This window comes from Aquibium sp. A9E412 (assembly GCF_030398335.1).
Lineage (GTDB): Bacteria > Pseudomonadota > Alphaproteobacteria > Rhizobiales > Rhizobiaceae > A9E412.
In genome coordinates this window covers 1-11,723 of sequence record NZ_JAOAOP010000020.1, presented here as the reverse complement: position 1 = coordinate 11,723, position 11,723 = coordinate 1, and the positions used below count along the sequence as shown (strand labels likewise).

Sequence of the window (11,723 nt, the reverse complement as noted above, 5' to 3'; positions counted from 1 at the left end):
GTTCCCCCGAAAAGCAGAACGGCTCCAGCGGACAAGAATGCGGGATGGTGCCCCTGGCCGGACTCGAACCGGCACTCCTTGCGGAAACCGATTTTGAGTCGGTCGCGTCTACCAATTCCGCCACAGGGGCCGCGCCGGGCGGACCCGGGCGGCTGCGGACTATAAGGCCGCCCGGGCCGCCGTCAACCGCGCGCCGGCGGCCCGCCGCGCGGCCGCCGATCAACCATGCGACGCGAAAGCGATTCCGCTCGCCCGCCGAATGCGCTAGAGCATGATGCACCCGGATGGAATCACCGGGCGTCGCAGTCATGCGGCAAAATCAACGAGTTAGATCGAGACGTCGTCCGGGGACCGCGGCACGCCTTTCGGCCTCCTGGTCCTGGACGGAGCGCCATCCGAGGGCCAGCCGCATGCTTCGCCGACTGTACGACTGGACCATGTCGCTCGCCGCGACGCGCCACGCCGAGCGCGGCCTGGCCGCCGTCTCCTTCGTGGAAAGCTCGTTCTTCCCGATCCCGCCCGACGTGCTGCTCATCCCCATGGTGCTGGCCGAACGGCTGAAATGGCTGCGCTACGCCGTCGTGTGCACCCTCGCCTCGGTGCTCGGCGCGCTGCTCGGCTATGCCATCGGCGCCTTCCTCTACGAGGCGGTGGGCGAGCCGATCCTCGCCTTCTACGGCAAGCAGGATTCCTTCGACCAGGTCGCCGGCTGGTACAACACCTGGGGCGGCTGGGGCGTGCTGTTCGCCGCCGTCACGCCGTTCCCCTACAAGGTGCTGACCATCTTCTCCGGCGCCACCGGCCTCGACCTCGCCGTCTTCGTCGTCGTGTCGATCATCGGCCGCGGCCTGCGCTTCTTCCTCGTCAGCTTCCTGCTGTACCGCTTCGGACCGCCGATCCGCGACTTCATCGAGAACAATCTCGGCCTTCTTTTCACCCTTTTCATGGTGCTGCTGATCGGCGGTTTCGTCGCCATCCGCTACGTTTTCTGAGGTTGTCATGACCCTGACCGGCCGCACCGGACAGATGCAGGTTCTCGCCGCCCTCGCCGTGCTAGTCGGCATGGCGCTGACCGTCGGCACCGCGCTCGGCTTCCAGCACATCGGCGGCTTCATCCCGTGCAAGCTGTGCCTCGAACAGCGCGTGCCCTACTATGTCGGCATGCCGGTGGCGGCGCTGGCGCTCGCCTCGGCCGCCTTCGGCGGTCCCGGTGCGCTGACCCGGCTGCTGCTTGTCGCCGCCGGCGGGCTGATGCTGTGGGGCCTCGGGCTCGGCGTCTACCATTCCGGCGTCGAGTGGGGCTGGTGGGCCGGCCCGACCGACTGCGGCGCCGTCGCCGCCCCGGCCGACACCGGCGGCCAGGGCATCCTCGACGCGCTCGACCGCTTCGTGCCGCCGTCCTGCGACGAGGCGGCCGGCCGCTTCCTCGGCCTGTCCTTCGCCGGCTGGAACGTGCTGGCCAGCCTGGCGCTGGCGGCGATCGCGCTGGCCGGCGCGCTGGCCGGCGGCCGCGCCCGCCGCTGAGCGCGGGCTGGATCGGGCGCTACGGCACCAGCTCGACGTCCCAGTAGAGATAGTCCATCCAGCTTTCGTGCAGGTAGTTCGGCGGGAACAGCCGGCCGTTGTTGTGCAGCTCGTGGACCGACGGCCGGAACGGCTTCTGCAGCGGCCACATGCGCGCCTCGGCCGGCATCTGGCCGCCCTTCTTCAGGTTGCACGACGAGCAGGCGGCCACCACGTTCTCCCACGAGGTGACGCCGCCGCAGCGCCGCGGCACCACGTGGTCGAAGGTCAGGTCCTCATGCGTGCCGCAATACTGGCACGCGAAGCGGTCGCGCAGGAAGACGTTGAAGCGCGTGAAGGCGGGAAAGCGCGACGGCCTGACATAGGATTTCAGGCTCACCACGCTCGGCAGCTTCATGGAGAAGGATGGCGAGGAGACCGCGTGCTCGTATTCGGCCACGATGTTGACGCGGTCGAGGAACACCGCCTTGATCGCGTCCTGCCAGGACCACAGCGACAAGGGATAGTAGCTGAGCGGGCGGTAATCGGCGTTCAGCACCAGGGCGGGCATGCCATCTGGCGAGACAGCGATCGTCACGTTCTCGGCGCTCCTCTGCGGTGGCGGATCGAACGATGCGGATACTGTAAGCCGGTGATGACACCAATGTGAAGCGGCAAAGCGCATCTGCCGCGCCGCAAAAGACGGCCATTTCACCGACTTAGAGCGTTTCCCGGCGACGTGGAAACCGCTTCGCCGTCGGCAAACGCGTCAAGACGACAGGCTCGAGCCGATCTGCGATTCCGTGAAAAGCAGTACGGTTAGGGCGCGAGGAGCGCCTCGCGGCCGGCGATCGTGCGGTAATGCGCCCATAAAAGCCGCGCCGCCGCCGAGCGCCACGGCGCCCATGATTCGGCGATTGCCGCGAGCTCGCGCGCCGTCGGACGGCGGCCGAGCGCCAGCCCGTGCGCGGCGGCCGCACGCAGCGCCACGTCGCCGGCGGGAAAGATGTCCGGATGGCCGGCCGCCGTCAGCAGATAGACCTCGGCTGTCCACGGTCCGACCCCCGGCAGCGCGGTCAGCGCGGCGATCGCCGCGCCCGCCTCGCGGGCCGTCAGCCCGTCGAGGTCGAGCGTGCCGTCGGCGACCGCCGCCGCGAGCGCGAGCACCGCGCGCTGCTTGCCGCGCGACAGGCCGGCGCGGCCGAGCCCGTCGGGCCCGGCGGCGCGCACGGTCTCGGGCGCGAGCGGCGCGCAGGCCGCGCTCAGCCGGCCGAGGATCGCCGCCGCGCTGGCGCGCGAGACCTGCTGCGCGACGATCACCGAGACCAGGCTGGCAAAGCCCGGCGCGACGCGGCGCAGCGCCACCGGACCGGCCGTCGCGCGCATGGCGGCCAGCCGCGCGTCGGCGGCGACCAGCGCGTCGAGGCCGGCCGCCAGGTCCTGTTCGCTGTCGATGCGCTGCACGGCGGTGGCCACTCGCGGCTTGAGGTCGGGACGGGGAAACCGTAGCAATCGGCCGATGCCGCCCACAACCCGATTCCGCGCGCCCCGATGAGCCGGCCGGTCTTCCGCTTCGCGCCGAGCCCGAACGGCCATCTGCATCTCGGCCACGCCTATTCGGCGCTGCTCAACTTCGCCCGTGCGGAAGCCGCCGGCGGCCGCTTCCTGCTGCGCCTGGAGGACATCGACACGCAGCGCTGCACGCCGGCCTTCGAGCGCGCCATCTTCGAGGACCTCGCCTGGCTCGGCCTTGCCTGGGAGGAGCCGGTGCGGCGCCAGTCGGAGCATCTCGCCGACCACCGCGCGGCCCTCGAGAGCCTGGCCGACGAGGGGCTGGTCTACCCCGCCTTCATGAGCCGCGGCGCGGCGCGCGCCCACATCGCCGAGGCCGAGGCCGACGGCACGCCCTGGCCGCGCGATCCCGACGGCGTGCCGCTCTACCCGGCGGTCGACCGGCAGCGCGCCGACGGCGAGCGCCGCCGTCGCATGGCCGCCGGCGAGCCCTTCGCCTGGCGCCTCGACATGGCCGCCGCGACGGCGCGCTACGGCGCCGGGCTTGACTGGCAGGAGGCGGGCGCCGGGCCGCACGGCGAGAGCGGCGTCGTCGCCGCCCGGCCGCAGGACTGGGGCGACGTCGTGCTCGCCCGCAAGGAGACGCCGACCAGCTATCACCTGGCCGTCGTGGTCGACGACGCGCTGCAGGGCGTCACCGACGTGGTGCGCGGCCGCGACCTGTTCCATGCCACCGCCGTCCACCGCCTGCTGCAGGAGATGCTCGGGCTGCCGGCGCCGCGCTACGAGCACCACCGGCTGGTGCTCGACGCGAGCGGCCACAAGTTGTCGAAGAGCCGCGGCGACACCGGCATCGCCGCGCTGCGCGCGGCCGGCGCCGCACCGGCCGACATCCGCCGCATGGTCGGCCTCGCCTGAGCGCTACATGCGGTCGACGGCCGCCTTGAGCAGGGCCAGCACGGTGAAGCTCAGGAAGGCGCCGCCGAGGCCGGCGAGCATCGCCTCCATCATGTCGTCGAAACGCACGCCGTAGGCGTTGACCGCCGAAATGGTGACGAAGAAGCCGACGGTGATGACGGCGGCGTTGCCGAAGGCGCCGAAGCCGTCGCGGCGCATGATCGCGTCGAGGCCGAGCGCGAACATGTAGGACAGCATCGCCACGGTGGCGACGGCCATCAGGAACCAGCTCGTCGACAGGTCGGACAGCATGGCTGCGCACCCCCTTGCACGGACCGCCGGCGACGCGGGCCTCCGCCCTTCGCCGCACCGGCGTTGATGCTAGGTTGAAAATCTTTCGTTTTGCTTGCCGCGCCTTTGCGCATTAGAGGATGTCGCAGCCGGGCCGGATCGCCCGGCGTCGCAGCCATGCGGCAAGATCAACGCGATGGATCACGGCGCGATGGCATCGTGGTCGCACGGGCGGGCCACCGGCGTCCCGCCCCGCCCGTCAGGCCCGATCGATGCATCCCGCCCGCTTCGTCCCCGCCCTGTTCGTTCTGCTGTGGGCGACCGGCTTCATCGGCGCGCGCTATGCCATGCCGTGGGCCGAGCCGTTCTCCTTCCTCGCCGCGCGCTTCGTCATCACCGGCCTGTTGCTGGCCGCCCTCGTCGCCGCGATGCGGCGGCGGCGGCTTGCCCCGCGCGACGCCGCGCACGCCGCGCTCGCCGGCGGGCTGATGCACGGGGTCTATCTCGGCGGCGTGTTCTGGGCGATCGACCACGGCATGTCGGCCGGGCTCGCGGGGCTCGTCATCGGCCTGCAGCCGCTGATCACCGCGCTGATGGCCGGCAGCTTTCTCGGCGAGCGCATCCTGCCGCGCCACTGGGCCGGGCTGGCGATCGGCCTGGCCGGCGTCGCAATCGTCTTCTCGCCGAGCCTGGCCGAGGCCGGCGGCGGCGTCACCGCCGCCACGCTCGCCGCCACCGGGCTTGCCGTCGTCGCCATGAGCGCCGGCACCGTCTGGCAGAAGCGCTTCGTCTCGCGCGCCGACCTCGTCACCGGCACGCTGTGGCAGTATCTCGGCGGCGCCCTCGTCACCGGCCTCGCCGCGCTGGCGCTGGAGACCGGCCGCTTCGTGCCGACGGGCGAGCTCCTCTTCGCCATGGCCTGGCTGGTGCTGGTGCTGTCGATCGGCGCCGTCTTCCTGCTGATGTACCTGATCCGCGAGGGCGAGGTCGCCCGCGTCGCCTCGCTGTTCTACCTGGTGCCGGCGGTCACGGCGCTGCTCGCCTGGTGGCTGTTCGGCGAGACGCTGACGCCGCTGCAGGTCCTCGGCATGGCGCTCGCCACCCTCGGCGTGGCGCTCGCCACCGCTCAGCCCTCGACGCGGCGGCGCGCCTCGCGGTAGCGGCGGATCGCCGCGTTGAGCTCGCCGCCGAGGATGAAGATCGCCGACACGATGTAGAGGAAGACGACCGCGACCATGATCGAGGCGAGCCCGGCATAGGTCGACACGTAGGACGAGAAGCGGTCGAGATAGGCGGCGAACAGCGTCGAGCCGACCAGCCAGGCGACCAGCGTGAAGACGATGCCCGGCGCGATGTCGATCAGCCGGCGCCGGCCGGCCGGCAGCCACACGTGCACCGCCACCAGGCCGAGCACGATGACGCCCGACGCGATGACGTAGCGCCAGATCGTGATGGTGCCCATGTAGGGGCCGAGCCAGGCGAACTGCGCCTCGGCGATGCGCGCCAGGATCGGCGCGAAGACGAGCAGCACGCTGATCGCCAGGAAGCCGACCGTGGCGATCATCACGAAGGCCAGGCTCTGCAGCCGCCGGAAGACGAAGGAGCGCGTCTCGGTCACCCGGTAGGCGCGGTTGAGCGAGGTCCTGAGCGCCTCGATGCCGTTCGAGGCGAACACCGCCGCGGCGACCACGCCGAAGGTGACGAAGTCGCCGCGCGGCACGCTGAGCACGCTCAGCACCTCGCGCGCGATCGGCTCGGCGATCTGGTCCGGCCAGGTGTCGAAGACGATGTGCACCGCGGTGTCGGAGAACGCCTTGGCGCCGAGGAAGCTGGCCAGCGCCGTGGCGAAGATCAGGAAGGGAAACAGCGCCATCAGCGCAGTGATCGCCAGGTGGCTGGCCATCGACCAGCCGTCGTCGGCATCGAAATGTCCCAGCGCATCGCGCAGCACGCGCCGGACGGCGACCAGTATGCGCACCCCGCCTCCCTCTCGTTGTGCACGGCCCGCGAATATGGGAAGGGAAAGCCGCGGCAGGCAAGCCGCGACGGACCATGCGGTTTTCGACCATGCGCCAGCCGCGCACCATCATCGTCACCGGCGCGTCGTCGGGCATCGGCGCTTATTGCGCCCGCGCGCTCGCGGCGCAAGGCTGGCGCGTCTTCGCCACCGCGCGCAAGCCCGGCGATCTCGCCCGGCTTGCGGCCGACGGGCTGGAGGCGTTCTACCTCGACTACCGCGAGCCCGGATCGATCGCCGCGCTGGTCGAGGCCGTGCTGTCGCGCACCGAGGGCCGGCTCGACGCGCTCTACAACAACGGCGCCTACGCCCAGGCGGGCGCGGTCGAGGACCTGCCGGTCGCCGCGCTGCGCGAGCAGTTCGAGGCCAACCTGTTCGGCTGGCACGACCTGACGCAGCGCATCGTGCCGGTGATGCGCGACCAGCGGGCCGGCCGCCTCGTCCACTGCTCCTCGATCCTCGGCCTGGTGCCGGTCCGCTTCCGCGGCGCCTACGCCGCCTCCAAGCATGCGCTGGAGGCGCTGATGCTGTGCCAGCGGGCCGAGCTCGCCGGCTCCGGCGTGCACGTCTCGCTGATCGAGCCCGGGCCGATCGAATCGCGCATGGCCGCCAACGGGCTCGCCTGGTTCGAGCGCCACATCGACCACGAGCGCTCGGTGCACCGCCAGGCCTATGCCGCGCAGCTCGCCCGCCTCAGGGCCGGCGGCAGCCGCTCGCGGCTCAAGCTCGGCCCCGAGGCCGTTCACCGCGCGCTCGAACACGCGCTTCTTCACCCGCGCCCGCGGCCGCACTATGTGGTCACCGTGCCGGCGCGCGCCGGCGTCCTGCTCAAGCGCCTGCTGCCGGCCCGCGCCTTCTACCGCGTCCTCGCCGGCCAGGGCTGATCGCCACCAGCAACGGAACCGCCCATGTCCACCGCCTTCAACATCCTGGCCATCCTCGTCATGGTGGCCGTCGCCCTCGTGCTCCTGCGCGGGCTCGTCAACATGATGCGCGGCGGCTCCGCCAACACGTCGAACAAGCTGATGCAGGCGCGCGTGCTGCTGCAGTTCGTCGCCATCGTGTTTCTGGTGCTGGCGATGTATTTCACACGCGGCTGAGCGGCTGAGGAGGAACGGATGGTCCGGCTGAACAAGATCTACACCCGCACCGGCGACGACGGCACGACCGGGCTCGGCAACGGCGAGCGGCGCCCCAAGCACGACCTGCGCGTCGCCGCCTACGGCACGGTCGACGAGGCCAATGCCTGCATCGGCATGGCGCGGCTGCACACCGCCGACCTGCCCGAGCTCGACGCCATGCTGGCGCGCGTCCAGAACGACCTGTTCGACCTCGGCGCCGACCTCGCCACGCCGGAGACCGACGCGCCGCTGTCCTACGAGCCGCTGCGCGTGGCCGCCGCCCAGGTCGAGCGCGTGGAACGCGAGATCGACGCGCTCAACGAACGACTCGAGCCGCTGCGCTCCTTCGTGCTGCCGGGCGGCTCGCCGGCCGCCGCCGCGCTGCATCTGGCGCGCACGGTGGCGCGCCGGGCCGAGCGGCTGATGGTCGAGCTGTCGCAACGCCCGCACGAGACGGTCGGCGACGCCGCGCTGCGCTATGTCAACCGCGTGTCGGACCTGCTGTTCGTCGCCGCCCGCGTCGCCAATTCCAACGGCACGGCCGACGTGCTATGGGTTCCCGGCAAGAACCGCTAGCGCTGGAGCGGGCAAGGCCGCGCCGGGTCGCGGGAGGGGATCCGGGGGCAGGCCGATGTTCATTCCGCTGCACGACGCCAACCAGCTCAAGCACATCGAGCGGCAATACGTCACGCTCGGCCTGATCGCCGTCAACACGCTGATCTACCTGATGACGGCGCTCGGCGGCACCGGTTTCGCCCAGGCGATGGCCGTCGGCCTCGGCTACATTCCCTCGGTCGCCTTCGACTTCGCGGTGCTGCCGCCCGAGCTGGTTCTGGTGCCGGAGCCGCTGACCTACATCACCTACGCCTTCCTGCACGGCAGCTTCCTGCACCTGGCCGGCAACATGCTGTTTCTCTGGGTCTTCGGCGACAATGTGGAGGACGCGCTCGGCCATTTCCGCTTCCTCGTCTTCTATCTCGCCTGCGCGGCGGCCGGCGCCTTCCTGCACGGCGCCATCATCCCGCAGTCGGAGGCGCCGCTGATCGGCGCCTCCGGTGCGGTGGCCGGCATCGTCGCGGCCTATCTGCTGCTGCATCCGCGGGTGAAGGTGTGGGTGCTGGTGCTGGCGCGGCTGCCGCTGCGCATTCCCGCCTACATCCCGCTCGTGCTGTGGATCGGCTTCCAGTTCGTCATGCTCGCGGTCGATCTCGACGGCCAGGTCTCCTGGGCCGCCCATGTCGGCGGCATCATCGCCGGCGCGGTTCTGGTGCTCATCCTGCGCCGGCCCGGCGTGCCGCTGCTCGACCGCCGCCTCGTGCCGCCCAAGGCCGCCGAGGTGCGGCCGGACGGCACCGACAGCGCCGGCCCGGCAGCCGGACGCGGGCCCTGGGGCCGGCAATGAGAGGGACCGGGCCGGCGCGGCCACATTGCGTGTTGACGGCACCGGGAAGCCTCACTACGGTCCCGCCGCTCCCGGCCCGCCGCCCGTCTCGAACGGCCATGCGAGCCGCTCGTTTCCGGCCTTGCCCGGCACCCGCGGGCGTTCCGCACGCCCGCCGCGGCGCCGTCCAGTTCCGTCAGAAAGGTGAAAGCGCATGAAAGTCCTGGTACCGGTGAAACGGGTCATCGACGCCAACGTCAAGCCGCGGGTGAAGGCCGACGGCTCGGGCGTCGAGCTCGCCAACGTGAAGATGGCGATGAACCCGTTCTGCGAGATTGCGGTCGAGGAGGCGATCCGGCTCAAGGAGGCCGGCAAGGTCGAGGAGATCGTCGCCGTCTCGATCGGCCCGGCCCAGGCGCAGGAGACCATCCGCACGGCGCTCGCCATGGGCGCCGACCGCGGCATCCTGGTCAAGACCGACGAGGCCGTGGAGCCGCTCGCGGTGGCCAAGATCCTCAAGGGCGTGGTCGAGGAGGAGAAGCCGGAGCTGGTCATCCTCGGCAAGCAGGCGATCGACGACGACGCCAACCAGACCGGCCAGATGCTCGCCGCGCTGCTCGGCTGGAGCCAGGGCACCTTCGCCTCCAAGGTCGAGCTCGGCGACGGCAGCGCCAAGGTGACGCGCGAGATCGACGGCGGGCTGCAGGTGGTCGACCTCAAGCTGCCGGCGATCGTCACCACCGACCTGCGCCTCAACCAGCCGCGCTACGCCTCGCTGCCCAACATCATGAAGGCCAAGAAGAAGCCGCTCGACGAGAAGGCGCCCTCCGACTACGGCGTCGACGCCGCGCCGCGCCTCAAGGTCGTCAAGACCGAGGAGCCGGCCGGCCGCAAGGCGGGCGTCAAGGTCAAGGACGTCGCCGAGCTGGTCGACAAGCTGAAGAACGAAGCCGGCGTGCTTTGAGCCGCAAGGGAGACAGATAACACCATGGCCATCCTTCTTCTCGCCGAACACGACAACGAGACGCTGTCGGACCAGACCGCCAAGACGCTGAGCGCCGCGCTCGCGATCGGTTCGGACGTCGACGTGCTGATCGCCGGCAAGAACGCCAAGCCGGCCGCCGATGCCGCCGCCAAGCTGGAGGGCGTGCGCAAGGTGCTGCTGGCCGAGGCCGACGGTCTCGAGCAGCGCCTGGCCGAGCCGACCGCCGCGCTCGTCGTGTCGCTGGCCGACGGCTACGACACGCTGATCGCGCCGGCCTCCACCATGGGCAAGAACATCATGCCGCGGGTCGCCGCGCTGCTCGACGTGATGCAGGTCTCCGACGTCACCGAGGTGATCGACGCCAAGACCTTCAAGCGGCCGATCTATGCCGGCAACGCCATCCAGACGGTCGAGTCGGGCGACGCGACGCGCGTCGTCACCGTGCGCACCTCGGCCTTCCAGGCCGCCGGCGAGGGCGGCTCCGGCTCGGTCGAGACCGTCGAGGCGCCGGCCGATCCGGGCGTGTCGAGCTTCGTCGAGAACAAGATCGCCGAGAGCGACCGCCCCGAGCTGACCTCGGCCAAGATCATCATCTCCGGCGGCCGTGCGCTCGGCTCGGCGGAGAAGTTCGAGGAGGTGCTGCTGCCGGTCGCCGACAAGCTCGGCGCCGCCGTCGGCGCCAGCCGCGCCGCGGTCGACGCCGGCTACGCGCCGAACGACTGGCAGGTCGGCCAGACCGGCAAGGTGGTCGCGCCCGACCTCTACATCGCCGCCGGCATTTCCGGCGCGATCCAGCATCTCGCCGGCATGAAGGACTCCAAGATCATCGTCGCCATCAACAAGGACGAGGAGGCGCCGATCTTCCAGGTCGCCGACTACGGCCTCGTCGCCGACCTGTTCGAGGCCCTGCCGGAGCTCGAGAAGGCGCTTTGACTTTGCCCCGTGCGGGCGCAGAATCCTGGCGGGGCGGGGTGGACGACGTCGCCCCGCCCCAATAGTTTGCAGCGCAACATCAAGCGCCGCGGCGCGACGGGACAGAGATCATGACGGGCAAGATCGAGACGGTCGGCATCATCGGCGCCGGCCAGATGGGCAGCGGCATCGCGCATGTGACGGCGCTCGCCGGCTATCAGGTGCTGCTCTACGACGTGTCGTCCGAGCGCATCGAGGAGGGCATCGCCACGGTGAGCGGCAACATGGCCCGCCAGGTCGCCTCCGACAAGCTCGACGAGACGGCGCGCCAGGACGCGCTGACGCGCATCGCCCCCGCCGCCTCGCTGGAGGATCTGTCGGGTGCCGACCTCGTCATCGAGGCGGCGACCGAGGACGAGACCGTCAAGCGCAAGATCTTCGCCCAGCTCTGCCCGACGCTCAATCCCGAGGCGATCATCGCCTCCAACACCTCGTCGATCTCGATCACCCGGCTGGCAGCCCAGACCGATAGGCCGGAGCGCTTCATCGGCATCCACTTCATGAACCCGGTGCCGCTGATGAAGCTGGTCGAGGTGGTGCGCGGCATCGCCACCGAGGACCTCACCTTCGAGGCCGCGCGCGGCTTCGTCGAGCGGCTCGACAAGACGATCACCGTGGCCGAGGACTTCCCGGCCTTCATCGTCAACCGCATCCTGCTGCCGATGATCAACGAGGCGATCTACACGCTCTACGAGGGCGTCGGCTCGGTCGAGGCGATCGACACCGCCATGCGGCTCGGCGCCAACCATCCGATGGGGCCGCTGCAGCTCGCCGACTTCATCGGCCTCGACACCTGCCTGTCGATCATGCAGGTGCTCTACGAGGGGCTGGCCGATTCCAAGTACCGCCCCTGCCCGCTGCTGGTGAAATATGTCGAGGCGGGCTGGCTCGGCCGCAAGACCGGCCGCGGCTTCTACGACTACCGCGGCGACAAGCCGGTGCCGACCCGCTAGAGCCGTTCTGCGTTTCACGGAATCGCAGACCGGCTCTAACTCATTGTTTTCCCGCGTTTCCGAACGGCGAACCGGTTTCCACTTCGCCTGG

15 protein-coding genes and 1 tRNA gene are annotated in these 11,723 nt (G+C 70.6%); 11 read left to right on the top strand and 5 right to left on the bottom strand.

The window, feature by feature from the left end:
• Positions 1-45: 45 nt before the first annotated feature.
• Positions 46-130: transfer RNA gene (locus N1F89_RS09685), tRNA-Leu, on the bottom strand.
• 280 nt (positions 131-410) lie between these two features.
• Between N1F89_RS09685 and N1F89_RS09680 the strand changes: the two genes are divergently transcribed.
• Together N1F89_RS09680 and N1F89_RS09675 are read left to right on the top strand one after the other, a co-directional pair.
• Positions 411-992, top strand: a complete 582-nt coding sequence (locus N1F89_RS09680) for a YqaA family protein (protein ID WP_290083723.1) — start codon at positions 411-413, stop codon at positions 990-992.
• Positions 993-999: 7 nt separating this feature from the next.
• A complete protein-coding gene (locus N1F89_RS09675; RefSeq protein WP_290083722.1) occupies positions 1,000-1,524 on the top strand; it encodes a disulfide bond formation protein B in 525 nt (174 codons plus the stop codon).
• 19 nt (positions 1,525-1,543) lie between these two features.
• Here N1F89_RS09675 and N1F89_RS09670 read toward each other — a convergent pair whose 3' ends face one another.
• Positions 1,544-2,101: an HNH endonuclease gene (locus tag N1F89_RS09670; protein WP_290083721.1), complete on the bottom strand. Its 558-nt coding sequence runs from the start codon at positions 2,099-2,101 to the stop codon at positions 1,544-1,546.
• Between the two features lie 221 nt (positions 2,102-2,322).
• On the bottom strand, positions 2,323-2,967 hold the full coding sequence (locus N1F89_RS09665) for a DNA-3-methyladenine glycosylase 2 family protein (RefSeq protein ID WP_290083766.1): 645 nt from the start codon (positions 2,965-2,967) through the stop codon (positions 2,323-2,325).
• Positions 2,968-3,054: 87 nt separating this feature from the next.
• On the opposite strand from N1F89_RS09665, the gene gluQRS reads away from it, so the two are divergent.
• The gene (gluQRS, locus tag N1F89_RS09660; RefSeq protein WP_290083720.1) at positions 3,055-3,933 is read left to right on the top strand and encodes a tRNA glutamyl-Q(34) synthetase GluQRS; all 879 of its coding nucleotides are present in this window, start codon (positions 3,055-3,057) and stop codon (positions 3,931-3,933) included.
• A 3-nt stretch (positions 3,934-3,936) separates the two neighbouring features.
• Here gluQRS and N1F89_RS09655 read toward each other — a convergent pair whose 3' ends face one another.
• Positions 3,937-4,224, bottom strand: coding sequence for a hypothetical protein (locus N1F89_RS09655; protein WP_290083719.1), 288 nt, complete (start codon positions 4,222-4,224; stop codon positions 3,937-3,939).
• A gap of 251 nt (positions 4,225-4,475) precedes the next feature.
• Between N1F89_RS09655 and N1F89_RS09650 the strand changes: the two genes are divergently transcribed.
• On the top strand, positions 4,476-5,363 hold the full coding sequence (locus tag N1F89_RS09650) for a DMT family transporter (protein WP_290083718.1): 888 nt from the start codon (positions 4,476-4,478) through the stop codon (positions 5,361-5,363).
• On the opposite strand, the gene N1F89_RS09645 is transcribed toward N1F89_RS09650, so the two are convergent.
• The gene (locus tag N1F89_RS09645) at positions 5,330-6,181 is read right to left on the bottom strand and encodes a YihY/virulence factor BrkB family protein (protein WP_290083717.1); all 852 of its coding nucleotides are present in this window, start codon (positions 6,179-6,181) and stop codon (positions 5,330-5,332) included. The genes N1F89_RS09650 and N1F89_RS09645 overlap by 34 nt on opposite strands.
• A gap of 89 nt (positions 6,182-6,270) precedes the next feature.
• Between N1F89_RS09645 and N1F89_RS09640 the strand changes: the two genes are divergently transcribed.
• From N1F89_RS09640 to N1F89_RS09610, 7 genes are all read left to right on the top strand, one after another.
• Positions 6,271-7,104 carry an SDR family oxidoreductase gene (locus N1F89_RS09640; protein ID WP_290083765.1) on the top strand — a complete coding sequence of 278 codons (834 nt, stop codon included), beginning with the start codon at positions 6,271-6,273 and terminating at the stop codon, positions 7,102-7,104.
• A 24-nt stretch (positions 7,105-7,128) separates the two neighbouring features.
• On the top strand, positions 7,129-7,320 hold the full coding sequence (locus N1F89_RS09635; protein WP_290083716.1) for a twin transmembrane helix small protein: 192 nt from the start codon (positions 7,129-7,131) through the stop codon (positions 7,318-7,320).
• Positions 7,321-7,338: 18 nt separating this feature from the next.
• Positions 7,339-7,917 carry a cob(I)yrinic acid a,c-diamide adenosyltransferase gene (locus tag N1F89_RS09630; protein ID WP_290083715.1) on the top strand — a complete coding sequence of 193 codons (579 nt, stop codon included), beginning with the start codon at positions 7,339-7,341 and terminating at the stop codon, positions 7,915-7,917.
• Positions 7,918-7,972: 55 nt separating this feature from the next.
• Positions 7,973-8,743 carry a rhomboid family intramembrane serine protease gene (locus tag N1F89_RS09625; RefSeq protein WP_290083714.1) on the top strand — a complete coding sequence of 257 codons (771 nt, stop codon included), beginning with the start codon at positions 7,973-7,975 and terminating at the stop codon, positions 8,741-8,743.
• Between the two features lie 193 nt (positions 8,744-8,936).
• On the top strand, positions 8,937-9,686 hold the full coding sequence (locus N1F89_RS09620; RefSeq protein ID WP_290083713.1) for an electron transfer flavoprotein subunit beta/FixA family protein: 750 nt from the start codon (positions 8,937-8,939) through the stop codon (positions 9,684-9,686).
• Positions 9,687-9,710: 24 nt separating this feature from the next.
• Entirely contained in the window at positions 9,711-10,640 is a 930-nt protein-coding gene (locus N1F89_RS09615; protein WP_290083712.1) for an electron transfer flavoprotein subunit alpha/FixB family protein, read from the top strand.
• A 110-nt stretch (positions 10,641-10,750) separates the two neighbouring features.
• Entirely contained in the window at positions 10,751-11,632 is an 882-nt protein-coding gene (locus N1F89_RS09610; RefSeq protein WP_290083711.1) for a 3-hydroxybutyryl-CoA dehydrogenase, read from the top strand.
• The last annotated feature ends 91 nt before the right edge of the window (positions 11,633-11,723 follow it).

Excerpts from the sequence above, each read along its gene's own strand:
- N1F89_RS09680 (WP_290083723.1), top strand. The coding sequence starts at position 411 with ATGCTTCGCCGACTGTACGACTGGACCATGTCGCTCGCCGCGACGCGC.
- N1F89_RS09675 (WP_290083722.1), top strand. The coding sequence starts at position 1,000 with ATGACCCTGACCGGCCGCACCGGACAGATGCAGGTTCTCGCCGCCCTC.
- gluQRS (WP_290083720.1), top strand. The coding sequence starts at position 3,055 with ATGAGCCGGCCGGTCTTCCGCTTCGCGCCGAGCCCGAACGGCCATCTG.
- N1F89_RS09655 (WP_290083719.1), bottom strand. The coding sequence starts at position 4,224 with ATGCTGTCCGACCTGTCGACGAGCTGGTTCCTGATGGCCGTCGCCACC.
- N1F89_RS09650 (WP_290083718.1), top strand. The coding sequence starts at position 4,476 with ATGCATCCCGCCCGCTTCGTCCCCGCCCTGTTCGTTCTGCTGTGGGCG.
- N1F89_RS09640 (WP_290083765.1), top strand. The coding sequence starts at position 6,271 with ATGCGCCAGCCGCGCACCATCATCGTCACCGGCGCGTCGTCGGGCATC.
- N1F89_RS09635 (WP_290083716.1), top strand. The coding sequence starts at position 7,129 with ATGTCCACCGCCTTCAACATCCTGGCCATCCTCGTCATGGTGGCCGTC.
- N1F89_RS09630 (WP_290083715.1), top strand. The coding sequence starts at position 7,339 with ATGGTCCGGCTGAACAAGATCTACACCCGCACCGGCGACGACGGCACG.
- N1F89_RS09625 (WP_290083714.1), top strand. The coding sequence starts at position 7,973 with ATGTTCATTCCGCTGCACGACGCCAACCAGCTCAAGCACATCGAGCGG.
- N1F89_RS09620 (WP_290083713.1), top strand. The coding sequence starts at position 8,937 with ATGAAAGTCCTGGTACCGGTGAAACGGGTCATCGACGCCAACGTCAAG.
- N1F89_RS09615 (WP_290083712.1), top strand. The coding sequence starts at position 9,711 with ATGGCCATCCTTCTTCTCGCCGAACACGACAACGAGACGCTGTCGGAC.
- N1F89_RS09610 (WP_290083711.1), top strand. The coding sequence starts at position 10,751 with ATGACGGGCAAGATCGAGACGGTCGGCATCATCGGCGCCGGCCAGATG.